The organism is Pseudomonas sp. N2-3-1-14 (genome assembly GCF_041228395.1).
Taxonomy (GTDB): domain Bacteria; phylum Pseudomonadota; class Gammaproteobacteria; order Pseudomonadales; family Pseudomonadaceae; genus Aquipseudomonas.
This window is the reverse complement of the sequence record NZ_CP166199.1, coordinates 1,050,570-1,074,187: the sequence shown is the minus strand read 5'-3', so window position 1 is coordinate 1,074,187 and position 23,618 is coordinate 1,050,570. Positions and strand designations below refer to the sequence as shown.

Genomic DNA, 23,618 nt, shown 5'->3' with positions numbered 1-23,618 from the left:
AGGCGACCCTCAAAGCAGTGGACGGACGGCAGATCAAGGTCTGCCGTTCTCGAAGAAATTAAGCGATTGGGGATCAGAGCAGCACCACGTCATATTGTTCCTGGGAATACATGGTTTCGACCTGGAAGCGAATCGTGCGCCCGATAAAACCCTCCAGTTCAGCGACGTTACCAGACTCTTCATCCAGTAACCGATCGACGACTTTCTGGTTGGCGAGCACTCTATAACCTTCGGCTTGATAGGCGCGTGCCTCCCGTAAGATTTCGCGGAAAATCTCGTAGCAAACCGTTTCCGGGGTCTTCAGCTTGCCGCGCCCCTGGCAGCTGCTGCAGGGTTCGCAGAGCACTTGCTCAAGGCTTTCGCGGGTACGCTTGCGGGTCATCTGCACCAGGCCCAGCTCGGTGATGCCGATGATGTTGGTTTTGGCGTGATCGCGCTCCAGTTGCTTCTCGAGGGTACGCAGCACCTGGCGCTGGTGCTCTTCGTCTTCCATGTCGATGAAGTCAATGATGATGATGCCACCCAGGTTGCGCAGGCGCAGTTGGCGGGCAATCGCGGTGGCGGCTTCGAGGTTGGTCTTGAAGATGGTCTCTTCGAGATTGCGGTGGCCGACAAACGCGCCGGTATTGACGTCAATGGTGGTCATGGCCTCTGCCGGGTCCACGACCAGATAGCCGCCGGATTTGAGCGGCACTTTACGCTCCAGGGCTTTCTGGATTTCGTCTTCGACGCCATAAAGATCGAAGATCGGCCGCTCGCCGGGGTAATGCTCGAGGCGGTCGGCTATTTCCGGCATCAATTCGGCGACAAATTGTGTGGTGCGCTGGAAGGTTTCCCGCGAGTCGATGCGAATTTTCTCGATTTTCGGGCTGACCAAATCGCGCAACGTACGCAGCGCGAGGCCAAGGTCTTCATAGATCACGCTCGGCGCGCCAATGGTTTTGATCTGTGCGCCGATCTGGTCCCACAAGCGCCGCAGGTACCTGATGTCCATGAGGATTTCATCGGCGCCGGCGCCTTCTGCGGCCGTGCGCAGGATAAAACCACCCGCTTCCTTAATGCCCTCGGCAGCCACGCAGTCGCTGACCACCTTTTTCAGGCGCTCACGCTCGGCTTCGTCTTCGATTTTCAAAGAAATACCGACATGCGCAGTGCGCGGCATGTACACGAGGTAACGCGAAGGAATCGACAGTTGAGTGGTCAGCCGCGCGCCCTTGGAACCGATCGGGTCCTTGGTGACTTGCACCACCAGGCTCTGCCCTTCGTGTACCAGCGCGCTGATGCTTTCAACCGCAGGGCCTTCGCGCAGGGAGATTTCCGATGCATGGATAAACGCGGCGCGGTCCAGGCCGATGTCGACGAATGCCGCCTGCATGCCCGGCAACACGCGCACCACTTTGCCTTTATAGATATTGCCGACAATGCCGCGCTTCTGGGTGCGCTCGACGTGCACTTCTTGCAGAACACCGTTCTCTACCACCGCCACGCGCGATTCCATCGGCGTGATATTGATCAGAATCTCTTCACTCATGGCTGGGTCTCGTTCAGGCGTTTTCACAATAGTGACCGATCGCTTAAGGCTTGGCGCTGGAATACGGCGTTCAGCGCGCGGTAAGGTTTTGCCAACAGGGTATGCCGAATTGACCAAGCAGTTGCGCGGTTTCGCACACAGGCAGGCCTACCACGGCGGAATAGCTGCCATTGAGCCCGGCGACAAACACTGATCCAAGCCCCTGGATAGCATAGCCGCCCGCCTTGTCCTGAGGTTCGCCGCTGCGCCAGTAGGTTGTAGCCTCCTCGACAGAAATAGCGCGAAAACGTACCCGGCTGCTCACACATCGAGTTTCGCTGCGCTCGCCGTCGGTGACGGCAATGGCGGTGAGAACTTCATGCTCGCGTCCCGACAGGGCCATCAACATCGCCAGGGCGTCGGCCTGGTCAACCGGTTTGCCAAGGATCTGACCATCAACGATCACGGCCGTGTCGGCGCCCAGCACGCAGGCGCCGGCAGTCTTTTCAAGCACAGCAAAACCCGCCGTGGCCTTGCCGTGCGCAAGGCGCTCGACGTAGGCAACGGCGGATTCGTTTGTAAGAGGAGTTTCATCAATGGCGGCGCTGACCACGGTGAAAGGCACACCGATCTGCGTCAGCAGTTCACGCCGCCTTGGGGAGCCCGAGGCCAGATAAAGCGAATTCATTGCAGACTCTCCCTGTAGGGTTCGATAACCAGGCAGAGCCTCGCAATCCATTCAATTGATTTTATAGCGGCGACGTAAACCACGCAGGCCGAAGCTGACCCAAGGCCACAGCAACGCACTGACCAGGGCCGGCAACACCAGGGCCAGGGTCGGCTGGCGGTTACCAGTCAAGGCGCTGAGCCACAGTTGCACCAACTGCGCCAGGCCGAAGATCACCAGGATCACCAGGCACTGCTGCCACATCGGGAACATGCGCAACCGCTGCTGCAATGACAGCACCAGGAAAGTAATCAGGGTCAGGATCAGCGCGTTCTGGCCCAGCAAGGTGCCATAGAGCACGTCTTCCGCCAAGCCCAGGCACATCGCCGTGACCATGCCTACCTTGTGCGGCAAGGTCAGCGACCAGAACGCCAGGAGCAAGGCGAGCCAGAGCGGTCGCAGGATTTCCATGAACTGCGGCAACGGCGAAACGCTGAGCAGCAAGCCGATGGCGAAGGTCAGCCAGACGATCCAGCCATTGCGCGAATGCGTACCGGCCATTATTCCTCCCTCTGCCGCGTGGTTGCCGGCGCTGCGGCCGCTGGTCGGGTTGCCGACGTGGCAGGCGGTTTAGCCGCTGGCGCGGTGGCGGCCGGCGTGGTGACCGATGGCTTGGCCGCAGCCGGTTTGGCCGGGCGAGCGCTGTGGGCCGCAGGTTTGACGGGCGTCGCCACTGGCGCGACCGAGGTCGCCGCAGGTGCAGGCGGCCCCACGAAAGCTGGTTTTGGCACCGTAGCAGGAATGACCGGCGCGGTGCCGTTCTGCTTGTCTTCTGCTTCCTGCGCCTGGGCAGCGTCGTTGGCACGCTCTTCCGGCGTACGGTTGTCGCTGAACACCAGCAACAGGTAACGGCTACGGTTCAAGGCCGCCGTCGGTACCGCACGCACAATGGCGAACGGCTGGCCGGAATCGTGGATGACTTCCTTGACCGTCGCTACCGGGTAACCCGCGGGGAACCGCTGACCCAGGCCGGAACTGACCAACAGGTCGCCTTCCTTGATGTCGGCAGTGTCGGCCACATGGCGCAACTCAAGACGCTCCGGGTTACCGGTACCGCTGGCAATCGCGCGCAAGCCGTTGCGGTTGACCTGCACCGGAATGCTGTGGGTGGTGTCCGTCAGCAGTAATACGCGCGAAGTGTAGGGCATCAACTCGACCACCTGGCCCATCAGGCCACGGGCGTCGAGCACCGGTTGACCCAGGACCACACCGTCGCGCTCACCCTTGTTGATGATGATGCGATGGGTAAAGGGGTTGGGGTCCATGCCGATCAACTCGGCCACTTCGACCTTCTCGTTGACCAATGCCGAAGAGTTAAGCAACTCGCGCAGCCGAACGTTCTGCTCGGTGAGGGCCGCCAGCTTTTGCATGCGCCCCTGCAACAGCAGGTTTTCAGTCTTGAGTTTTTCGTTCTCGGCGACAAGCTCGGTGCGGCTGCCGAATTGGCTGGCCACGCCCTGATAGAGCCGTTGCGGCAGGTCGGTGATCCAGTAAGTCTGCATCAACACCAGCGACATCTGGCTACGCACGGGCTTGAGCAGTGCAAAGCGGGCATCGACCACCATCAGCGCGACCGAAAGCACGACCAGCACCAATAAGCGCACGCCCAATGAGGGGCCTTTGGCGAAAAGCGGTTTAATAAGCCGCTCCTCCCGGGCAAATGTTCTCTTTATTCATACGGCATCAAACCGGCCTGGATGCAGATTGAAGAAGATAAACGCCAACAGGCAGCACTGCAAAGTGCTGCCTGCGGGCGAAGCATGAACCATTCCGGCAATCTTATTCGCTGGAAAGCAGGTCCATGGTGTGTTTATCCATCATTTCCAGTGCACGGCCACCACCACGGGCGACGCAGGTCAGCGGGTCTTCGGCGACGATCACCGGCAGGCCTGTTTCCTGGGCCAGCAGCTTGTCGAGGTCGCGCAGCAAGGCGCCACCACCGGTCAGCACCAGGCCACGCTCGGCGATGTCGGAAGCCAGCTCCGGAGGCGATTGTTCCAGAGCGCTCTTCACTGCCTGAACGATGGTGGCCAGGGACTCTTGCAGAGCTTCCAGCACTTCATTGGAGTTCAGGGTGAAAGCACGTGGAACGCCTTCGGCCAGGTTGCGACCGCGAACATCAACTTCGCGAACTTCGCCGCCCGGGTAAGCGGTGCCGATTTCTTGCTTGATGCGCTCGGCGGTGGATTCGCCGATCAAGCTGCCGTAGTTACGACGCACATAGGTAATGATCGCTTCATCGAAACGGTCGCCGCCTACGCGCACGGATTCGGCGTACACCACACCGTTCAGGGAAATCAGGGCGATTTCAGTGGTACCACCACCGATATCCACCACCATCGAACCACGCGCTTCTTCGACCGGCAGGCCGGCGCCGATAGCGGCAGCCATAGGCTCTTCGATCAGGAATACTTCGCGGGCACCGGCGCCAAGGGCCGATTCACGGATGGCACGACGCTCAACCTGGGTGGACTTGCACGGAACGCAGATCAGCACACGAGGGCTGGGCTGCAGGAAACTGTTTTCGTGAACCTTGTTGATGAAGTACTGCAGCATCTTCTCGCAGACGCTGAAGTCGGCGATCACGCCGTCCTTCATCGGACGAATGGCAGCGATGTTGCCTGGTGTTCGGCCGAGCATGCGCTTGGCCTCGGTGCCAACGGCAACGACACTTTTCTGATTACCATGGGTCCGAATGGCCACAACCGATGGCTCATTCAGAACGATACCGCGCTCGCGCACGTAAATAAGGGTGTTGGCAGTGCCCAGGTCAATGGAAAGATCGCTGGAAAACATGCCACGCAGTTTCTTGAACATGGGGAAAGGACCCTAGGCAACGCGTGGGTAAAAAAGTGCGGCAAACTCTAACAACGACAGGGATTTTGGGCAAGGCGCCAATGTGCTAAATTGGCCGACTTTCTGTGCACCAACCCCCACAATCGCGGCCATATGACCGTAGAAATGCGGTAGTGTTCCGACAATCTAACACACGGACGCCCTCCGTTCTGTTTTCCACTGGAGAATCCCATGGCGCTTGAACGCTCCGACGTGGAAAAAATCGCTCATCTGGCCTCGCTTGGCCTGAATGAAGCCGATCTTCCACAGACCACCGCAGCCCTGAACAGCATTCTCGGGCTGGTTGACCAAATGCAGGCCGTCAATACCGACGGCATCGAGCCCCTGGCTCACCCGCTGGAAGCCAGCCAGCGCCTGCGCGCAGACGTTGTGACCGAGCGAAATAATCGCGAGGCCTACCAGTCCATCGCGCCAGCGGTCGAAAACGGCCTGTACCTGGTTCCGAAAGTCATCGACTAAAGGGAAAGAGCCTTTCATGCATCACATGACTCTGGCCGAGATCGCCCGCGGTCTCGCCGACAAAAAGTTTTCTTCCGAAGAGCTGACCAAGACCCTGCTTGCGCGCATCGCCGAGCTTGATCCGAAGGTCAACAGCTTCATCAGCCTCACCCAAGAGCTGGCCCTGAGCCAGGCCAAGGCCGCCGACGTACGTCGCGCCAACGGTGAGAATGGCGCACTGCTGGGCGCACCAATCGCCCACAAAGACCTGTTCTGCACCCAGGGCATTCGCACCAGCTGCGGCTCGAAGATGCTCGACAACTTCAAAGCGCCCTACGATGCCACCGTGGTATCCAAGCTGGCCGCCGCGGGCGCAGTGACCCTGGGCAAGACCAACATGGACGAATTCGCCATGGGTTCTGCCAACGAATCGAGCTACTACGGCGCCGTGAAAAACCCGTGGAACCTGGATCACGTGCCAGGCGGTTCGTCCGGTGGTTCGGCTGCCGCCGTTGCCGCGCGCTTCCTGCCGGCGGCTACCGCTACCGACACCGGCGGCTCGATCCGTCAGCCCGCCGCGTTCACCAACCTCACCGGTTTGAAGCCGACCTACGGTCGTGTTTCGCGTTGGGGCATGATCGCCTACGCCTCCAGCCTGGATCAGGGCGGCCCGCTGGCACGCACCGCTGAAGACTGCGCAATTTTGTTACAAGGTATGGCCGGGTTTGATAAGCAGGACTCCACCAGCATTGACGAACCGGTGCCGGACTACAGCGCCAGCCTCAATACCTCGCTCAAAGGCCTGCGTATCGGCGTGCCGAAAGAGTATTTCAGCGCCGGCCTCGACCCGCGTATTGCCGAACTGGTGCACAACAGCGTCAAGACGCTGGAACAGCTCGGCGCCGTGATCAAGGAAATCAGCCTGCCGAACAACCAGCACGCGATTCCTGCCTACTACGTGATCGCACCGGCAGAAGCCTCTTCCAACCTGTCGCGTTTCGACGGCGTGCGCTTCGGCTATCGCTGTGAAAACCCGAAAGGCCTCGAAGACCTGTACAAACGCTCGCGCGGCGAAGGCTTCGGCGCCGAAGTCCAACGTCGGATCATGGTCGGTGCCTACGCCCTGTCCGCCGGCTACTACGACGCGTACTACCTCAAGGCGCAGAAAATCCGTCGCCTGGTCAAGAACGACTTCATGGCCGCCTTCGAAGAAGTCGACGTGATCCTCGGCCCAACCACGCCGAACCCGGCCTGGAAGATCGGCGCCAAGACCGGCGACCCGATCGCCGAGTACCTGGAAGACCTGTACACCATCACCGCCAACCTCGCGGGCTTGCCGGGCTTGTCCATGCCCGCCGGTTTCGTCGATGGCCTGCCGGTCGGTGTGCAATTGCTCGCCCCGTATTTCCAGGAAGGCCGCCTGCTCAATGTGGCGCACCAGTACCAGTTGAACACCGACTGGCACACTCGCACCCCTACCGGCTTCTGAGGAGAACACTATGCAATGGGAAGTTGTGATCGGGCTGGAGATTCATACCCAGCTCGCCACCCAATCGAAGATTTTCTCCGGTAGCGCCACCACGTTCGGCGCAGGGCCCAACACCCAGGCCAGCCTGGTAGACCTGGGCATGCCCGGCGTGCTGCCGGTGCTGAACCAGGAAGCGGTGCGCATGGCGGTGATGTTTGGCCTGGCGATTGATGCCGAGATCGGCCAGCACAACGTGTTCGCGCGCAAGAACTACTTCTACCCGGACCTGCCCAAGGGCTACCAGATCAGCCAGATGGAACTGCCGATTGTCGGCAAGGGCTACCTGGACATCCCACTGGAAGACGGCACCATCAAACGTGTCGGCGTGACCCGCGCGCACTTGGAAGAAGACGCCGGCAAGAGCCTGCATGAAGAATTCCCGGGCGCTACCGGCATCGACTTGAACCGTGCCGGCACGCCGTTGCTGGAAATCGTGTCCGAGCCGGACATGCGCAGCGCCAAGGAAGCCGTGGCCTACGTCAAGACGATCCACGCGCTGGTGCGTTACCTGGGCATCTGCGACGGCAACATGGCCGAAGGCTCGCTGCGTTGCGACTGCAACGTGTCGATCCGCCCCAAGGGCCAGGTCGAGTTCGGCACCCGCTGCGAGATCAAGAACGTCAACTCGTTCCGCTTCATCGAAAAGGCGATCAACAGCGAAGTGCGTCGCCAGATCGACCTGATCGAAGACGGCGGCAAGGTCATCCAGCAAACCCGCCTGTACGACCCGAACAAAGACGAAACCCGCGCCATGCGCAGCAAAGAGGAAGCCAACGACTACCGTTACTTCCCCGATCCGGACCTGTTGCCGGTGGTGCTTGAGGATTCGTTCCTCAATGACATCCGCGCCACCCTGCCGGAATTGCCGCAGCACAAACGCGAGCGCTTCCAGGCGCAGTTCGGCCTGTCGGTCTACGACGCCAGCGTGCTGGCCTCCAGCCGCGAGCAAGCCAACTACTTCGAAAAAGTCGTGAGCATTGCCGGCGACGCCAAGTTGGCGGCCAACTGGGTGATGGTTGAGCTGGGCAGCCTGTTGAACAAACAGGGCCTGGAAATCGACGAAGCCCCTGTCACCGCCGAGCAACTGGGCGGCATGCTGCTGCGCATCAAGGACAACACCATCTCCGGCAAAATCGCCAAGACCGTGTTTGAAGCCATGGCCGCAGGCGAAGGCAGCGCCGATGAGATCATCGAGAAGCGCGGCCTCAAGCAAGTCACCGACAGCGGCGCGATCTCGGCCGTGCTCGATGAAATGCTGGCGGCCAACGCCGAACAGGTCGAGCAATACCGCGCCGCAGACGAAGCCAAGCGCGGCAAAATGTTCGGCTTCTTTGTCGGCCAGGCGATGAAAGCCTCCAAAGGCAAGGCCAACCCGCAACAGGTGAACGAATTGCTGAAAAGCAAGCTCGAAGGCTGATTCGCGGTGAAAGGGTCCGGGCGGGATTTCCTACCCAACTCGGACCCATGTGGGCGCTGGCTTGCCTGCGATAGTATCGCCTCGGTGCAACTGAAACACCGAGGTACCTGCATCGCAGGCAAGCCAGCTCCCACATTTATAATGGGGACTTACTTAAAGTGAAGCGTCTACTCGGCCTCCTGGCCCTGTTCTCTGCGCTGGCCGGTTGCGCCAGCGGCCTCATCGACCCCAACGGCTACGACGAAACCGGCACCGCCTCCTATTACGGCGCCAAGCACCATGGCAACAAGACTGCCAGCGGTGAACCCTTCAACCAGAACACCCTGACCGCCGCCCATCGGCGTCTGCCCTTCGGCACTCAGGTCAAGGTGACCAATCTCAACAACAACAGATCCGTGGTCGTGCGCATCAATGATCGCGGCCCGCATACCCGTGGGCGCCTGATCGACGTTTCACGCAAGGCTGCCGAACAACTCGGTATGCTGGGCAGCGGCACTGCACGGGTTCGCGTGCAGGCGCTGAGCAACTGATAAAGGAGCCCTGGCCATTTTCGGATTAACCGCCCTCTCGCCCTGGAGCCTGATCGAACTGATCAGCGGCCTGGTGTTGCTGATCGTCGGCGCCGAAATCCTGGTGCGTGCCGCCGTGCGCCTGGCAGCCAGCCTCAAGGTGCGGCCACTGATTATCGGCTTGAGCATCGTCGCTTTCGGCAGCAGTGCGCCGCAGATGACCGTCAGCCTGCAGGCCACCCTGGCCGGCAATACCGATATCGCCGTGGGCAGCGTCATCGGCAGCAGTATCTTCAACACCCTCGTCACCCTGGGCCTGGCGGCGTTGATCATTCCGCTGCGCGTCTCTCGGCAGCTGGTGCGTCTGGACATTCCGGTGATGATCTTCGCCGGCCTCTTGGTGTTTACCCTGGCCGCCAATGAAGAACTGACACCGCTCGACGGCCTCTTTTTAGTGGTTGCGCTGATAGCCTACCTCGGTGTGTTGCACTACCAGACCCGCCATTCTCGCCGTCCGCGCACGCTGGACACGGTGGCCCGCGCGCCCTGGCTGAGCAGCGCGTTGTTGATGCTGGGCGGGTTGTTGATTCTGGTGCTGGCCGGGCATTTGCTGCTGGGCGCAGCGGTGGATGTGGCAAGCGACCTGGGCCTGTCCGAACGCATCATCGGCCTGACGCTGATCGGTGTCGGCACCTCGCTGCCGTGCCTGGCTACCTCGCTGATTGCCGCATTGCGCGGCGAGCGCGAAATTGCCGTGGGCAACGTGATCGGCAGCAACCTGTTCAACCTGCTCGGCGTGCTGGGGTTCACCGCGCTGGTGGCGCCCTCACCTTTGTCGGTGTCGCCCAACGCACTGGATTTCGACTTGCCGGTGATGCTCGGCGTGGTGGTGTTATGCCTGCCGGTGTTCTACAGCGGCTACCGTGTCACGCGCGCTGAAGGCCTGGTGTTTCTGGGGTTGTATCTGGCGTACGGGCTGCATGTGGTGTCGTTCACCTTCGGCATGCCGCTGGCCACCCGGCTTGAACAATTGATGCTGTATTACGTCCTGCCAGCGCTGGTCGCGTTTGTGTTGTTCACCTCGCTGCAAGCCTGGCGCCGCCAACACAAGAGGGAATCGCAATGACCGAACAGAAAAAGTCCGGGGTTGAAATGCGTCGCCAGGTCATGGGCGATGTGTTCGTCGACCGCGCCCTGGGCAATGCCACCGAGTTCACCCAACCGCTGCAGGATTTCGTCAATGAGCATGCATGGGGCAGCGTGTGGAACCGCGAAGGCCTGCCGTTGAAGACGCGCAGCCTGATCACACTGGCCGCCCTCACCGCCCTCAAGTGCCCGCAGGAACTCAAGGGCCACGTGCGCGGCGCGCTGAACAATGGCTGCACAGTGGAAGAGATTCGCGAAGCACTGCTGCATTGCGCGGTGTATGCCGGCGTGCCGGCAGCGATTGATGCGTTTCGGGCGGCGCAGGAAGTGATTGAGGCGTATCAGGCGGATAAGCCGTGACGGCTGGATAGTCATCGCAGGCAAGCCAGCTCCCACTTATGACTGTATTCACAGATCAAACGGTGGGAGCTGGCTTGCCTGCGATTGGCCCTCAACCCCACCACAACCTTCAGATCCAGCCACCCGCCTGCAACACAAATATCCCGATATTGGTGGTCACCGCCGCCATCAAGGTCGTAATCACAATAATCGCCGCCGCCAGCTCATGATTGCCCTCGGCCGCCCTGGCCATGACAAAACTCGCCGCCGCGGTCGGTGCGCCAAAGTACAAAAACAGAATCCCCAGCTCCGGGCCCCTGAAGCCCAGCAGCCATGCGCCCAGCGTCGCAACTAGCGGCAAACCGATCATCTTCACCAGGCTGGCACTCAGGGCCATGCTTCCGCTTTTGCGCAAGGCCGCCAGCGACAAGGTGCCGCCGATGCAGATCAATGCCAGCGGCAAGGTCATGTCCGCCAGGTATTGCCCGGACGACTCCAGCCATCCCGGCAGGCCGATCTTGAAAATCGCGAACGGTGCGGCCGCAATCACGCTGATGATCAGCGGGTTGGCCACCACGCTTTTGAAGATGCTCCACGGATCGGACTTGATCACCGGGCTGTACACCGCCAGCACGATGGTCGACAGGGTGTTGTAGAACAGAATCACCAGCGCCGCGAGGATCGCGCCCAGGGAAATGCCGTAGTCGCCATACATGCTGGCCGCCAGCGCCAGGCCGATCACGCCGTTGTTACCGCGAAACGCACCCTGAGTGTAGATACCGCGGTCTACGCGCGGGCAACGATAGATCGCCCAGCCCCACGCCAATGCAAAGCTCAGCAAGGTGGCGACAGCAAAGTAGATCAGCAGACCCGGCTTGAGCGCCGCGTGCAGGTCGGCGTGCAGGATGCCCAGGAACAGCAGCGCCGGCATGGTCACGTTGAAAACAAGGGAGGAGGCGGTGTGGATAAAGTTGTCGTTGATCCAGTTGATGCGCTTGAGCAGCACACCCAGAAACAGCATGGCAAACACCGGCGCGGTGATGGTGAGGGTGGTGAGGAAGATAGCCAGCATGCCGGGGAGAACCTTGGTGGGTGTCGTCAGGTGGCTAATGATAAGCCATGCGGCTGTGCGGCGTCTGGTAGGCCGCCTTCGGGGGCAAGCCCCCTCCCACATTTGAAGGTATTCACAAATCAAATGTGGGAGCTGGCTTGCCTGCTCCCACAGGGGCCGCGTCGGTCTCAGGTGATGGGCGCCGGGTTGAACAACGTAATGTCGTTGTGCAGCTTATGCTGCTCCGCCCACGTCTGCTTCTTGCCGCTGGCCACATCCAAGTAGAAGTGGAACAACTCCCAGCCCAGTTCCTCAATGCTCGCACGCCCGGTGGCGATGCGTCCGGCGTCGATATCGATCAGGTCCGGCCAGCGCTGCGCCAATTCCGTACGCGTCGAGACCTTCACCACCGGCGCCATCGCCAGCCCATACGGCGTGCCACGCCCGGTGGTGAACACATGCAGGTTCATCCCGGCCGCCAGTTGCAAGGTGCCGCAGACAAAATCACTGGCTGGCGTGGCGCAAAAGATCAGGCCTTTGCCCGTGAAACGCTCGCCCGGGCCAAGCACGCCAGTGATCGCGCTGCTGCCCGACTTGACGATGGAGCCCAGGGACTTCTCGACGATATTCGACAACCCACCCTTCTTGTTGCCCGGCGTGGTATTGGCGCTGCGGTCCGCCTCGCCTTTGGCCAGGTAGCGGTCGTACCAGTCCATTTCCCTGACCAGCGCTTGGGCCACGTCTTTGCTCTGGGCACGAGCGGTCAGCAGGTAAATGGCGTCACGCACTTCAGTCACTTCGGAAAACATCACCGTCGCCCCGGCCCGCAACAGCAGATCCGAGGCAAACCCCAGCGCCGGGTTGGCGGTAATGCCGGAAAACGCATCACTGCCGCCGCACTGCATGCCCAGAATCAGCTCCGATGCCGGCACGGTTTCGCGACGGCGCTGGTCGAGTTTTTTCAAGCGGATTTCGGCCAGGCCCATGATCTGTTCGATCATCTCGGTAAACCCATGGCTGGAATCCTGCAGCCGATACAGCCACGGCTCGCTGAGGTCGACAGAACTGTCGTTGTCGTGCATCACCTGCCCGGCCTGCAGCTTCTCGCAGCCCAGGCTGATCACCAGCGCTTCGCCACCCAGGTTCGGGTTGCGCGCCAGGTTGCGCACGGTGCGGATCGGGATGTACGCGTCTGTTGCCGTGATCGCCACGCCACAGCCGTAGCTGTGGGTCAGCGCCACCACGTCATCGACGTTCGGGTATTTGGGCAGCAACTCATCCTTGATGCGCTTGACCGCATGGTCCAGCACACCGGTGACGCACTGCACCGTGGTGGTGATGCCCAGAATATTGCGCGTGCCCACGGTGCCGTCGGCGTTGCGGTAACCCTCAAACGTAAAACCTTCCAGCGGCGCCTGGGTTTCAGGCACTTCGGTAGACAGCGGCAGGCTGTCCAGCGGTGGTGCGGTGGGCATGCGCAGTTGGTCTTCCTGCACCCAACTGCCACGTGGAATCGGCGCCAGGGCGTAACCAATGGTCTGCCCGTAGCGAATAATCTGACCGCCTTCAGGGATATCTTCCAGGGTCACCTTGTGGCTCTGCGGGATGAAGTCCACAGTCACCAGGCCGTCCGGGAACTCGGTCCCGGCCGGTACGCCTTGATCGTTGACCACGATCACTACGTTGTCGCGCTCGTGCAAACGGATCGAGCGCGGCGAGTCGGCATGTTCAATCAACTGCATTACATCGCCCCTCAGGAATGCGCTTGGATAAATTGGGTCAGCTCAGGCCCTTTGCTGCTGGGCGGCTCTTTGAGCACCACACGCTTGATCGGGCCGACGATCACCAAGTAGCTGAACACCGCCAGCAAGGCGTTGGCGCCGACGAACACCAGGGCCCACTTGAACGAGCCGGTGGTGGCGATGATGTAGCCGATCACAATCGGTGTGCTGATGGAGGCCAGGTTGCCAAACATATTGAACAGACCGCCACTGAGGCCGGCGATTTGTTTCGGCGAGGTGTCAGACACCACCGCCCAACCCAGTGCGCCAACGCCTTTACCGAAGAAGGCCAGCGCCATGAAGCCCACCACCATCCATTCGATATCCACGTAGTTGCACGCCACGATGCTGCACGACACCAGCAACCCGCCAATGATCGGCGCCTTGCGCGCAAACGTCAGGGAATGGCCTTTGCGCAGCAGGTAATCGGAAATCAAACCACCCAACACCCCGCCGACAAACCCGCAGATGGCCGGCAGAGAAGCAATGAACCCCGCCTTGAGGATGGTCATGCCACGCTCCTGCACCAGGTACACCGGGAACCAGGTCAGGAAGAAATAGGTGATGCCATTGATGCAGTACTGGCCCAGGTACACACCGAGCATCATGCGGTTGGTCAGCAGCTGGCGGATGTAGTCCCACTTCGGACCGTCGGGTTTCTGGCCCTTGGTCTTCTCCTGATCCATGTCGACCATTGCACCGTTCTCGCAGATGTACTTGAGTTCGGCCTCGTTGATCATCGGGTGCTGGCGCGGGCTGTGGATAATTTTCAGCCAGATCAGCGAGAACAGCACGCCAATCCCGCCCATCACGATAAACACGTGCTGCCAGCCGAAGGTGTAGACGATCCAGCCCATCAGCGGCGCGAACAGTACCGTGGCGAAGTATTGCGCCGAGTTGAAGATCGCCGAAGCCGTACCGCGTTCGGCGGTGGGGAACCAGCCGGCCACAATGCGCGCATTACCGGGGAACGACGGCGCTTCCGCCAAGCCCACCAGAAAGCGCAGCATAAACAGCGCGACGATCGCGGTGGAAACGCCAAACTCGCCGACATAGCCTTGCAGAATGGTGAACAGCGACCAGGTGAAGATGCTCAGGGCATAGACTTTTTTCGAGCCGAACCGGTCCAGCAACCAGCCACCGGGGATTTGCCCGGCCACGTAGGCCCAACCGAATGCGGAGAAGATATAACCGAGGGTGACCGCGCTGATACCGAGGTCTTTTTGCAGGCTGGAGCCGGCGATGGCGATAGTGGCCCGGTCGGCGTAGTTGATCGTGGTCACCAGAAACAGCATGAGCAGGATCAAATAGCGGACGTGGGTCGGCTTGGTCGCTTGCATGAAGATGTACTCCCACTAATTATTTTTTTTGCGGGTAAGCATTTCTGTTTTAAGTGCAGGAACCGCTTTCTGTGGGAGCTGACTTGCCTGCGATAGCGGTGTATCAACGCTATCGCAGGCAAGCCAGCTCCCACACAAGCCGGTTCCCACGGGTGTTACGAGTTACGAACCGATGTAGCTGGTCTTCACCACGGTGTAGAACTCTTGCGCGTAGCGACCTTGCTCGCGCGAACCATACGAGGAGCCCTTACGGCCACCGAACGGCACGTGGTAATCCACACCGGCAGTCGGCAGGTTGACCATCACCATCCCGGCCTGGGAGTGGCGCTTGAAGTGGTTGGCGTACTTGAGCGAGGTGGTGGCAATGCCCGCCGACAGGCCGAATTCGGTGTCGTTGGCCATGGCCAGCGCCGCCTCGTAATCCGCTACGCGCACCACGTTGGCCACGGGGCCGAAGATCTCTTCACGGCTGATGCGCATGGCGGCTTCGCTGTCGGCAAACAGCGTCGGCGCCAGGTAGTAGCCTTCGGTGTCGCAGGTCACCAGGCCGCCACCGCTGACCAGCCGCGCACCTTCGCTTTGGCCGATGTCGATGTACTTCATGTCCTGGTCCAGCTGGGCCTGGGAAACGACCGGGCCGATGTCGGTGCCGCTTTTCAGCGCGTGGCCGACTTTGATCGACTTCATGCGCTCAGCCATGGCCGCAACGAACTGGTCGTGGATACCGGCGGTGACGATCAAGCGGCTGGAGGCGGTGCAACGCTGGCCGGTGGAGTAGAACGCGCTCTGTACCGACAGCTCGACGGCCTGCTTGAGGTCGGCGTCGTCGAGGATGATCTGCGGGTTCTTGCCGCCCATTTCCAACTGCACTTTGGCCTGGCGCGACACACAGCTGACGGCGATCTGACGGCCCACGCCGACCGAACCGGTAAAGCTGATGCCATCGACTTTCGGGCTATTGACCAATACGTCGCCAACCACGCGGCCGCTGCCCATCACCAGGTTGAACACACCGGCGGGGAAGCCGGCGCGGGAGATGATCTCGGCCAGGGCCCAGGCGCAGCCCGGCACCAGTTCGGCGGGTTTGATCACCACGCAGTTGCCGTAGGCCAGGGCCGGGGCAATTTTCCAGGCGGGGATCGCAATCGGGAAGTTCCACGGGGTGATCAAGCCGACCACACCCAGGGCTTCACGGGTGACTTCCACATTGACGCCCGGGCGCACGGACGGCACGTAGTCACCGGACAGGCGCAGGCATTCACCGGCGAAGAACTTGAAAATGTTACCGGCGCGGGTCACTTCGCCGATGGCTTCGGGCAGGGTCTTGCCCTCTTCACGGGCCAGCAGGGTGCCGAGTTCTTCACGGCGGGCGAGGATTTCACTGCCGACTTTGTCCAGCGCATCGTGGCGAGCCTGGATGCCGGAGGTGGACCAGGCCGGGAAGGCGGCACGCGCGGCATCGATGGCGGCGTTGACTTGAGCTACGTCAGCCTTGGCATATTCGCCGATGACATCGGACAACTCCGACGGATTGATGTTGTTGCAGTAATCGGCACCGGCCACCCACTCGCCGTTGATGTAGTTCTCAAAACGTTTGGCTTGGGACACAAATCTTCTCCTGACGCAAAAGGCCGCTGATCTCTCAGCGGCCTTGTTGATAAGTTACTGCGGACCTTGCTTGTCGATCAGCGCGGCCAGGGCTTCGTATTCTTCCGGCAGCAGGTCGGTCAGCGGCGTGCGCACAGGGCCTGCGTCATAGCCGGCGATTTTTGCCCCGGCCTTGACGATGCTCACGGCATAGCCCGCCTTACGGTTGCGGATGTCGAGGTAAGGCAGGAAGAAGTTGTCGATGATCTTGCCGACGGTGGCGTGATCGTCCTTGGCAATCGCGTGGTAGAAGTCCATCGCAGTTTTCGGGATGAAGTTGAATACCGCCGAGGAGTACACCGGCACGCCCAGGGCCTTGTAGGCAGCGGCGTAAACCTCTGCAGTCGGCAGGCCGCCGAGGTAGCTGAAACGGTCACCCAGGCGACGGCGGATCGACACCATCAACTCGATGTCACCCAGGCCGTCTTTGTAGCCGATCAGGTTCGGGCAGCGCTCGGCCAGGCGTTCCAGCAGAGGCGCAGTCAGGCGGCAAACGTTGCGGTTGTAGACCACCACGCCGATTTTGACCGACTTGCACACCGCTTCCACGTGGGCGGCGACGCCGTCCTGGCTGGCTTCGGTCAGGTAGTGCGGCAGCAACAGCAAGCCTTTGGCACCGAGGCGTTCAGCCTCTTGGGCGTACTCGATGGCCTGGCGGGTCGAACCACCCACACCGGCGAGAATCGGCACGCTGGTGGCGCAGGTATCAACAGCGGTCTTCACCACTTGGGAATATTCGCTGGCAGCCAGGGAGAAAAACTCACCAGTGCCACCGGCGGCGAACAAGGCGGTGGCGCCGTAGGGGGCGAGCCATTCCAGACGCTTGATGTAGCCGGCCTGGTGGAAGTCACCCTGCGCATTGAAATCGGTCACGGGGAAAGACAGCAGACCGTGGGAGAGGATGGACTTCAGTTCTTGTGGATTCATTATTCGAACACCCTGGGCGAAGACTTTCTGTCGAAAGGTTGTTGTTGGTTTGTTGATGTCGTACGTCATCGTACAACTATAAAAAGATTCGTCAACTGCAATTCATCGGGCTTCATCCAGCCCTGTGTTTAAACGCGCTTTCTTGACGTAGGAAATTAATCCTCTATGCTCCGCTTAACTGTATATACATACAGTTATTGCGGAAGATTCCTACGACATAGCAAGGAGCTAACATGTCAGGTCTTAAACTCGCAGCACCCGAGAAAAACCCACCCACCCTGCGCTTCGAAGGCGGTGAGCACACCGCCATCGGTGATGACACGCTGTTGCGTTTCGTCAAAGACGCCCCGGCGATTCCCGCCCACCAAGTCGAGTTGCACCTGCCCAACGGGCTGGCGCTCACCTATGGTCAGGTGATCGCGCTGGGCGGCGACTTCTATGGCATTCCTGGCCAGCCGATCAGCGACGGCGCGTCCGCCGCCGATCGCGTGCAGCGCTTTACTGCAGCGTTCAATTCGCTGGCGGTGCTGCCAGCCTCGCGGGAAGAGGCCGGGAAAATCCTCGCGGTGATGCAAAAGGAGATCAACGCCGTGAACCAGGCGATCAAGGACGGCAAACAACCGCACGAAGCCTATGACGCGCTGGGTGATACGTTGTCCGAGGAATGGAACCGCATCACCGGCGGCGGCAGTGCCGTTTCGGCATTGATTCCGCTGGGGCGCTACCTGAAATTGGCCGCAGATAACGCTGACCACTTCGGCGAATGGGCGCTGTCAGCGTATCTGGCTGGCCATACGGCGGCACTGCAACAGGCGGTCGCGGCCCATCAAACCGGCACCGATCAGGCACTGGAATTGGCCTACGCCATGAACAGCTTTGCTGATCACTTTTTGACCGACCTGTTTTCCGCCGGCCACTTGCGCGTGCCGCGCAAGCAATTGGCGGCGGTGGTGACGCCTGGCGAACTGGGCTCGCTGATCAGCCGCTTCATGCACGATGAGGACAGCAAGTTCGGGCTCAAGGTGCGCAACGCCAAGGGCGATCAATGGCATGCCTATGGGGATAAACGCTACTTCGATGCCATCGACGCGGACAATCGGGCGATGGTCAAACGGGCGGTACAGGCCTCGGCCGATGAGGTCTTCGAGACCTTTATCAGCGGCGTGGCGCCCTCCCCGGCCAACTTCAAGGCGCCGCTGTATGTGCCGGATTTGAACGCAGCGCAGAACCCGGCGAATAACTTTTCGCCGCTGTTCAAGATGGAAGGCGACAAGGTGCTGCGCCGCAAGGACGTGAATGACTTGAACGACAAACACTGGACCAATGATTGGTGGGGTTGGAGTACGTATCTGCTGCTCAAGGACTACAAGCCCAATCAGCCGGCTAATTAAGTAGACGCAAAACTCCAGGCCAAGGAGATCAAAATGTGGGAGCGGGCTTGCTCGCGAAGGCGTTTTTCAGTTGATGCATGTGCAGACTGACACACCGCATTCGCGGGCAAGCCCGCTCCCACACTTGGATCGATTTACTCCCGACACCACTCGGTTGCCCGGTTAAACGCGCTGCGCTTCTGCCTCTTCGTGGGCATGGCGCAGTCGCTCTCGGCTGTTGGTCAAATGCAAGCGCATGGCGGCGCGTGCAGCGTCCGAATCCTGGCGGGCAATTGCCTCATAAATCTCTTCGTGCTCGCGGCTCAGGCGGCCCATGTAGTGCTGCTGATCGTCGTGAGCCAGGCGTGCTGAATTCAGGCGCGTACGCGGAATGATGCTGGTGCCCAGGTGGGTCATGATGTCGGTGAAGTAGCGGTTGCCGGTGGACAGCGCAATTTCCAGGTGGAACGCGAAGTCTGACGCCACCGCATCGCCGGCGTGGGCCGCGCTTTCATTCAGGGCATCGAGCGCCGCACGCATGGCGGCCAGTTGCTCGTCGCTGCGACGTAGCGCGGCAAGGCCGGCGGACTCCACTTCCAGGCTGATCCGCAGCTCCAGAATCGCCAGCACATCGCGCAGCGTAACCACCGTGGCCGGATCAATCCGGAAACCGCTCGGGCTTGGCGTGTCCAACACAAAGGTGCCGATGCCGTGACGGGTTTCGACCTGCCCCGCCGCCTGCAAGCGCGAGATGGCCTCACGCACGACCGTGCGGCTGACGCCATGGGCTTCCATGATGGCCGACTCGGTGGGCAACTTATCGCCACGTTTGAGTTGACCGTCGCGGATCTGCTCAGACAACACCGTGACCAATTCCTGGGCAAGGCTGCGGCGCTTGCGGGGAAGACGAGGGGCGGTGTTGGCGTTTTCCATGATGAACCATCTTTCTCGGCGAACTTGAGCCCGCATCATAGCCCATGGCGGTTGTACGATCACTGTTGTGTCGCGACTTTCATCCACATCCTTCGCGCAAAAAAATGCCCCGACGCATGTCGAGGCATTTTTCAGGCTCACCCGAGGGTGAAAGCCGCTTACTTCACCACTTTCAGGCTCGGCCGGCCGCTTGGACGCGGTGGCTCGGATTCCGGTGGTGGTACATCATCACCGTCTTCGCCTTCAATCGATTCGTCGTCCTCGAAAGGCGACTCCAGATCGAACACCATGCCTTGGCCATTCTCGCGAGCATAGATCCCGAGAATCGCGCCAATCGGCACGAACAGCGTATGGGGCACGCCGCCGAAACGCCCTTCGAAGCTGACAGCCTCGTTGTCCATGTGCAGGTGGCGCACGGCACTGGGTGATACGTTCAGCACAATCTGCCCGTCACTGGCAAAGCCTTGAGGCACGTCAACCTTGGGAAATTCGGAGTTGACCAGCATGTGCGGGGTGCAATCGTTGTCCACAATCCACTCATAGAGCGCGCGGACCAAATAGGGTCGACTGGAGTTCATCAGCGGCTCCTTAAGCCTTAGCGCATATCGCGTTCGACACCAGACAGACTCGCCTGGAAAGCCTCACGCGCAAACTGGCGCTCCATGTAATCAAGCAACGGCTTGGCCGGCCGTGGCAGTTCAATGCCCAGGATCGGCAAGCGCCAGAGTATGGGTAATAGGCAGCAATCCACCAAGCTTTGTTCCTCGCTGAGGAAAAAAGGTTTGTCGGCGAACAGCGGCGAAACACCGGTCAGGCTCTCACGCAATTCCTTGCGCGCCTGCACCCGAACGGCTTCTTTACTGCGTGAATCCAGAATCACATCCACCAGCCCGCACCAGTCACGCTGGATCCGATGGATCAGCAGGCGGCTGTTGGCACGCGCCACCGGGTACACCGGCAACAAAGGCGGATGCGGGTAACGCTCATCCAGGTATTCCATCACCACGGTTGACTCCCACAACGCCAGGTCACGATCGACCAGGGTGGGCAAGCTGCCGTAAGGGTTCACTTCGATCAGTTTCGGCGGATGACGTCCCACCTCCACACTGATGATCTCGGCGCTGACACCCTTCTCTGCGAGCACGATGCGTACTCGGTGGGAATAGTGGTCGGCGGGGTCGGAGTAACAGGCCAACCGATTGGTCACGCCCATGGCGGTCCTCCTCGCTTGTTGAAATTATCGAAAGCTCAAAAACGAGCGCGCCCAGAGAGCATCTCTGCAGTGCCTGGTTCAACCAGACCGCTACGTGTTCAGAGATGCCGCTGGGCGCGCAAGATTAACAGCAATTGCTTACGGTTGGATCAATGCACATCCTTCCAGTATTCGCGTTTGAGCAGATAGGCGAATACGAAGAAGAAGGCCAGGTACAGCAATACATAGGTACCGATGCGCTGATGTTGCAGTTTGACCGGGTTGGCCGAGTAGGCCAGGAAGGTCACCAGATTCTTGACCTTCTCGTCGAACTGCTCTTCGTTCAGCGTACCGGTCTTGGGCACTATGGTCAGTTGATCACACGCTTCATGCGTCAGAGGCGTGCCGGTCAACGGATCATATTGCTTCTTGCCGTCTTCAACGACCTGAACCTGCTTGCATCCTACCACTTGGCGACCCTGCAGGCCGACCAGAACGTTAGGCATACCGACGTTCGGGAAGACTTTGTTGTTCACACCCCAAGGGCGCGTCGGGTCTTCGTAGAAGGATTTAAGGTAGCCATACAGCCAGTCGGTACCCCGCACGCGCGCCACCAGAGTCAGGTCAGGCGGGGCAGCACCGAACCAGGCTTTGGCGTCGGCAGGCTGCATGCCGATGTTCATGTGGTCGCCAATCTTGGCGCCGGTGAACACCAGTTTCTCCAGCATCAGCTCATGAGGGATACCGAGGTCATCGGCAACCCGCTCATAGCGCTGGAACTTGGCGCTGTGGCAGCCCATGCAGTAGTTGGCGAAGGTACGCGCGCCATCTTGCATTGCAGCTTTGTCAGAGACGTCGATATCGACTTTTTCCAGTTCCGGGCCCTGCTCGGCCGCGAAGGACAGTAGCGGCAGTGCCGCAAGCATCAAAGCAACGAATAACTTTTTCATCAGCCAGTCACCCTTTCCGGAACCGGTTTGGTCTTCTCGAGCCGGGTGTAGAACGGCATCAGAATGAAGTAGGCGAAGTACAGGAAGGTGCAGACCTGCGACAGCAACGTCAGCGCAGGCTTCGGTGCCTGGACGCCGGTCCAGCCCAGCAGCATGAACGCGATGCAGAACACGACCAGCCAGATTCGGCTCAACCATCCCTTGTAGCGCATCGATTTGACCGGGCTGCGGTCAAGCCACGGCAGGACAAACAACAGCGCAATCGAGGCGCCCATGGCAACAACGCCCATGAGCTTGTCTGGAATCGCCCGCAAGATCGCGTAGAACGGCGTGAAGTACCAGACCGGTGCAATGTGCTCAGGCGTTTTGAAGGCGTTGGCCTGTTCGAAGTTAGGCTTCTCGAGGAAATACCCGCCCATCTCCGGGAAAAAGAACACGATCGAGCAGAAGATGAACAAGAACACCACCACGCCGACAATGTCTTTCACGGTGTAGTACGGGTGGAACGGAATGCCGTCCAGAGGGATGCCGTTTTCGTCTTTGTGCTTCTTGATGTCGACGCCATCGGGGTTGTTCGAACCCACTTCGTGCAGCGCCAGGATGTGCAGCACCACCAGGCCGAGAATCACGATCGGCAGGGCCACAACGTGCAAGGCGAAGAAGCGGTTCAAGGTGATGCCGGAAATCAGGTAGTCACCACGAATCCATTGGGTCAGGTCGTTGCCGATGACCGGAATCGCGCCGAACAGCGAGATGATCACCTGAGCGCCCCAGTACGACATCTGCCCCCACGGCAGCAGGTAACCCATGAAGGCCTCTGCCATCAGCGCCAGATAGATCAGCATGCCAAACACCCACACCAGCTCGCGGGGTTTTTGGTATGAGCCGTAGAGCAAGCCACGGAACATGTGCATGTAGACCACGATGAAGAACGCCGAGGCGCCGGTGGAGTGAAGCAAACGCAGAATCGAGCCGTACTCGACGTCGCGCATGATCCCTTCAACGGACGCAAAGGCCTCTTCAGCCGAAGGTGTGTAGCTCATCGTCAGCCAGACGCCGGTGACGAGTTGGTTGACCAGCACCAACAGCGCCAGGGAGCCGAAGAAGTAGAAGAAGTTGAAGTTTTTTGGTGCGTAATACTTGCTGAGATGGTCTTCCCACATTTTGGTAGCGGGGAAGCGCGCATCCACCCAATCCATGAACTTGCTCATCAGGCTTTCTCCCCCTCGTCGACGCCAATGACAATGACACTGTCAGTCTCGTAGTGATGTGGCGGAACTGGCAGGTTCAGTGGTGCGGGTTGTGACTTGTAGACGCGGCCGGCCAGGTCGTAATGAGAGCCATGGCAAGGGCAGAAGTAACCACCCACCCAGTCTTTGCCCAGGTCGGCAGGAGCAACTTCAGGGCGGAAGGTAGGCGAGCAGCCGAGGTGGGTGCAGATACCGATCAGCAGCAGAATCTCTGGCTTGATCGAACGGATTTCCTTATCGACGTAGGCGGGTTGGTCGGAATTCTTCGAGTCGGGATCAGACAGCTGACCTTCGATTTTTTTCAGATTCCCCAGGATTTCCTCAGTACGACGAACGATGAAGACCGGCTGACCGCGCCACTCAGCAATCATCTGCTGGCCTGGGTCGATCTTGCTGACATTCACCTTCACCGGTGCACCTGCGGCTTTCGCCTTGGCACTGGGAAACCATGACCCCACGAACGGGACCGCAGCCCCCACCGCTCCTGCAGCACCCACCACGGATGTGGCTGCTACCAAGAAGCGACGCCGGCCTGCATTCACGCCGTCATTGCTCATTCAGTCCTCTCCCATCAGCTTTTTGGCCTGTTAAATCAGGCGTCTACTAAGTGTTGAATCTTTACTTATAAAAATTTTGCCGAATGGTAATGAAAAGCCCCACGTATGACAAGGGAATTGCCCGGGGCTCCCTCTCCAGGCCTTGTAGTA

23 protein-coding genes are annotated in these 23,618 nt (G+C 60.1%); 7 read left to right on the top strand and 16 right to left on the bottom strand.

The genetic code is table 11. The annotated features are described in order from the left end of the window. Nucleotides 1-73: 73 nt before the first annotated feature. The 5 genes from rng to mreB all read right to left on the bottom strand — a co-directional run bounded on the left by rng (nt 74) and on the right by mreB (nt 5,054). Entirely contained in the window at nt 74-1,531 is a 1,458-nt protein-coding gene (rng, locus tag AB5I78_RS04955; RefSeq protein ID WP_010213134.1) for a ribonuclease G, read from the bottom strand. A gap of 70 nt (nt 1,532-1,601) precedes the next feature. Further along, a complete protein-coding gene (locus tag AB5I78_RS04950; RefSeq protein ID WP_242194705.1) occupies nt 1,602-2,198 on the bottom strand; it encodes a nucleoside triphosphate pyrophosphatase in 597 nt (198 codons plus the stop codon). Nucleotides 2,199-2,249: 51 nt separating this feature from the next. After that, nucleotides 2,250-2,738 (bottom strand): rod shape-determining protein MreD, encoded by a 489-nt coding sequence (mreD, locus tag AB5I78_RS04945; protein WP_017138250.1) that lies wholly within the window; start codon nt 2,736-2,738, stop codon nt 2,250-2,252. Next, nucleotides 2,738-3,877, bottom strand: coding sequence for a rod shape-determining protein MreC (mreC, locus tag AB5I78_RS04940; RefSeq protein WP_369302611.1), 1,140 nt, complete (start codon nt 3,875-3,877; stop codon nt 2,738-2,740). The genes mreD and mreC overlap by 1 nt, the downstream gene beginning before the upstream one ends. Nucleotides 3,878-4,016: 139 nt before the next feature. Next, entirely contained in the window at nt 4,017-5,054 is a 1,038-nt protein-coding gene (mreB, locus tag AB5I78_RS04935; protein ID WP_002555108.1) for a rod shape-determining protein MreB, read from the bottom strand. Nucleotides 5,055-5,264: 210 nt separating this feature from the next. Here mreB and gatC point away from each other — a divergent pair, with 210 nt between their 5' ends. From gatC to AB5I78_RS04905, 6 genes are all read left to right on the top strand, one after another. Continuing rightward, the gene (gene gatC, locus AB5I78_RS04930; RefSeq protein ID WP_003171764.1) at nt 5,265-5,552 is read left to right on the top strand and encodes an Asp-tRNA(Asn)/Glu-tRNA(Gln) amidotransferase subunit GatC; all 288 of its coding nucleotides are present in this window, start codon (nt 5,265-5,267) and stop codon (nt 5,550-5,552) included. 16 nt (nt 5,553-5,568) lie between these two features. Further along, nucleotides 5,569-7,020, top strand: a complete 1,452-nt coding sequence (gatA, locus tag AB5I78_RS04925) for an Asp-tRNA(Asn)/Glu-tRNA(Gln) amidotransferase subunit GatA (protein WP_242194709.1) — start codon at nt 5,569-5,571, stop codon at nt 7,018-7,020. Between the two features lie 10 nt (nt 7,021-7,030). Further along, nucleotides 7,031-8,476 (top strand): Asp-tRNA(Asn)/Glu-tRNA(Gln) amidotransferase subunit GatB, encoded by a 1,446-nt coding sequence (gene gatB, locus AB5I78_RS04920; protein ID WP_369302594.1) that lies wholly within the window; start codon nt 7,031-7,033, stop codon nt 8,474-8,476. 158 nt (nt 8,477-8,634) lie between these two features. Continuing rightward, the gene (locus AB5I78_RS04915; protein WP_145165205.1) at nt 8,635-9,006 is read left to right on the top strand and encodes a septal ring lytic transglycosylase RlpA family protein; all 372 of its coding nucleotides are present in this window, start codon (nt 8,635-8,637) and stop codon (nt 9,004-9,006) included. A gap of 58 nt (nt 9,007-9,064) precedes the next feature. Continuing rightward, complete coding sequence (locus tag AB5I78_RS04910) at nt 9,065-10,111, top strand: calcium/sodium antiporter (protein WP_145165304.1); 1,047 nt, start codon at nt 9,065-9,067, stop codon at nt 10,109-10,111. Further along, complete coding sequence (locus AB5I78_RS04905) at nt 10,108-10,491, top strand: carboxymuconolactone decarboxylase family protein (protein WP_106578660.1); 384 nt, start codon at nt 10,108-10,110, stop codon at nt 10,489-10,491. Before AB5I78_RS04910 ends, AB5I78_RS04905 begins: the two co-directional genes overlap by 4 nt. Before the next feature lie 109 nt (nt 10,492-10,600). On the opposite strand, the gene AB5I78_RS04900 is transcribed toward AB5I78_RS04905, so the two are convergent. From AB5I78_RS04900 to kdgD, 5 genes are all read right to left on the bottom strand, one after another. Next, nucleotides 10,601-11,542 carry an AEC family transporter gene (locus AB5I78_RS04900; RefSeq protein WP_145165207.1) on the bottom strand — a complete coding sequence of 314 codons (942 nt, stop codon included), beginning with the start codon at nt 11,540-11,542 and terminating at the stop codon, nt 10,601-10,603. 167 nt (nt 11,543-11,709) lie between these two features. Then, on the bottom strand, nt 11,710-13,263 hold the full coding sequence (gene garD / locus AB5I78_RS04895) for a galactarate dehydratase (protein WP_369302593.1): 1,554 nt from the start codon (nt 13,261-13,263) through the stop codon (nt 11,710-11,712). Between the two features lie 11 nt (nt 13,264-13,274). Continuing rightward, nucleotides 13,275-14,642, bottom strand: a complete 1,368-nt coding sequence (locus AB5I78_RS04890; protein ID WP_369302592.1) for an MFS transporter — start codon at nt 14,640-14,642, stop codon at nt 13,275-13,277. 162 nt (nt 14,643-14,804) lie between these two features. Next, nucleotides 14,805-16,250 (bottom strand): aldehyde dehydrogenase family protein, encoded by a 1,446-nt coding sequence (locus AB5I78_RS04885; protein ID WP_017138260.1) that lies wholly within the window; start codon nt 16,248-16,250, stop codon nt 14,805-14,807. A gap of 54 nt (nt 16,251-16,304) precedes the next feature. After that, nucleotides 16,305-17,216, bottom strand: coding sequence for a 5-dehydro-4-deoxyglucarate dehydratase (gene kdgD, locus AB5I78_RS04880; RefSeq protein WP_064450699.1), 912 nt, complete (start codon nt 17,214-17,216; stop codon nt 16,305-16,307). 233 nt (nt 17,217-17,449) lie between these two features. On the opposite strand from kdgD, the gene AB5I78_RS04875 reads away from it, so the two are divergent. After that, on the top strand, nt 17,450-18,607 hold the full coding sequence (locus AB5I78_RS04875) for a phospholipase (protein ID WP_369302591.1): 1,158 nt from the start codon (nt 17,450-17,452) through the stop codon (nt 18,605-18,607). A gap of 162 nt (nt 18,608-18,769) precedes the next feature. On the opposite strand, the gene AB5I78_RS04870 is transcribed toward AB5I78_RS04875, so the two are convergent. The 6 genes from AB5I78_RS04870 to petA all read right to left on the bottom strand — a co-directional run bounded on the left by AB5I78_RS04870 (nt 18,770) and on the right by petA (nt 23,468). Continuing rightward, on the bottom strand, nt 18,770-19,519 hold the full coding sequence (locus AB5I78_RS04870) for a FadR/GntR family transcriptional regulator (RefSeq protein ID WP_159954236.1): 750 nt from the start codon (nt 19,517-19,519) through the stop codon (nt 18,770-18,772). A 158-nt stretch (nt 19,520-19,677) separates the two neighbouring features. Further along, entirely contained in the window at nt 19,678-20,097 is a 420-nt protein-coding gene (locus AB5I78_RS04865; RefSeq protein ID WP_369302590.1) for a ClpXP protease specificity-enhancing factor, read from the bottom strand. A 17-nt stretch (nt 20,098-20,114) separates the two neighbouring features. Beyond that, a complete protein-coding gene (locus AB5I78_RS04860) occupies nt 20,115-20,732 on the bottom strand; it encodes a glutathione S-transferase N-terminal domain-containing protein (protein WP_106578651.1) in 618 nt (205 codons plus the stop codon). 149 nt (nt 20,733-20,881) lie between these two features. Next, nucleotides 20,882-21,661, bottom strand: a complete 780-nt coding sequence (locus tag AB5I78_RS04855; RefSeq protein ID WP_369302589.1) for a cytochrome c1 — start codon at nt 21,659-21,661, stop codon at nt 20,882-20,884. Further along, on the bottom strand, nt 21,661-22,872 hold the full coding sequence (locus AB5I78_RS04850; RefSeq protein WP_145165219.1) for a cytochrome bc complex cytochrome b subunit: 1,212 nt from the start codon (nt 22,870-22,872) through the stop codon (nt 21,661-21,663). The genes AB5I78_RS04855 and AB5I78_RS04850 overlap by 1 nt, the downstream gene beginning before the upstream one ends. Next, nucleotides 22,872-23,468 (bottom strand): ubiquinol-cytochrome c reductase iron-sulfur subunit, encoded by a 597-nt coding sequence (gene petA / locus AB5I78_RS04845; RefSeq protein WP_003216040.1) that lies wholly within the window; start codon nt 23,466-23,468, stop codon nt 22,872-22,874. Before petA ends, AB5I78_RS04850 begins: the two co-directional genes overlap by 1 nt. Between the last annotated feature and the right edge of the window lie 150 nt (nt 23,469-23,618).

Coding starts and splice junctions, on each gene's coding strand:
- rng (WP_010213134.1), bottom strand. CDS start 1,531: ATGAGTGAAGAGATTCTGATCAATATCACGCCGATGGAATCGCGCGTG.
- AB5I78_RS04950 (WP_242194705.1), bottom strand. CDS start 2,198: ATGAATTCGCTTTATCTGGCCTCGGGCTCCCCAAGGCGGCGTGAACTG.
- mreD (WP_017138250.1), bottom strand. CDS start 2,738: ATGGCCGGTACGCATTCGCGCAATGGCTGGATCGTCTGGCTGACCTTC.
- mreB (WP_002555108.1), bottom strand. CDS start 5,054: ATGTTCAAGAAACTGCGTGGCATGTTTTCCAGCGATCTTTCCATTGAC.
- gatC (WP_003171764.1), top strand. CDS start 5,265: ATGGCGCTTGAACGCTCCGACGTGGAAAAAATCGCTCATCTGGCCTCG.
- gatA (WP_242194709.1), top strand. CDS start 5,569: ATGCATCACATGACTCTGGCCGAGATCGCCCGCGGTCTCGCCGACAAA.
- gatB (WP_369302594.1), top strand. CDS start 7,031: ATGCAATGGGAAGTTGTGATCGGGCTGGAGATTCATACCCAGCTCGCC.
- AB5I78_RS04905 (WP_106578660.1), top strand. CDS start 10,108: ATGACCGAACAGAAAAAGTCCGGGGTTGAAATGCGTCGCCAGGTCATG.
- AB5I78_RS04900 (WP_145165207.1), bottom strand. CDS start 11,542: ATGCTGGCTATCTTCCTCACCACCCTCACCATCACCGCGCCGGTGTTT.
- garD (WP_369302593.1), bottom strand. CDS start 13,263: ATGCAGTTGATTGAACATGCCGACTCGCCGCGCTCGATCCGTTTGCAC.
- AB5I78_RS04890 (WP_369302592.1), bottom strand. CDS start 14,642: ATGCAAGCGACCAAGCCGACCCACGTCCGCTATTTGATCCTGCTCATG.
- kdgD (WP_064450699.1), bottom strand. CDS start 17,216: ATGAATCCACAAGAACTGAAGTCCATCCTCTCCCACGGTCTGCTGTCT.
- AB5I78_RS04875 (WP_369302591.1), top strand. CDS start 17,450: ATGTCAGGTCTTAAACTCGCAGCACCCGAGAAAAACCCACCCACCCTG.
- AB5I78_RS04870 (WP_159954236.1), bottom strand. CDS start 19,519: ATGGAAAACGCCAACACCGCCCCTCGTCTTCCCCGCAAGCGCCGCAGC.
- AB5I78_RS04865 (WP_369302590.1), bottom strand. CDS start 20,097: ATGAACTCCAGTCGACCCTATTTGGTCCGCGCGCTCTATGAGTGGATT.
- AB5I78_RS04860 (WP_106578651.1), bottom strand. CDS start 20,732: ATGGGCGTGACCAATCGGTTGGCCTGTTACTCCGACCCCGCCGACCAC.
- AB5I78_RS04855 (WP_369302589.1), bottom strand. CDS start 21,661: ATGAAAAAGTTATTCGTTGCTTTGATGCTTGCGGCACTGCCGCTACTG.
- AB5I78_RS04850 (WP_145165219.1), bottom strand. CDS start 22,872: ATGAGCAAGTTCATGGATTGGGTGGATGCGCGCTTCCCCGCTACCAAA.
- petA (WP_003216040.1), bottom strand. CDS start 23,468: ATGAGCAATGACGGCGTGAATGCAGGCCGGCGTCGCTTCTTGGTAGCA.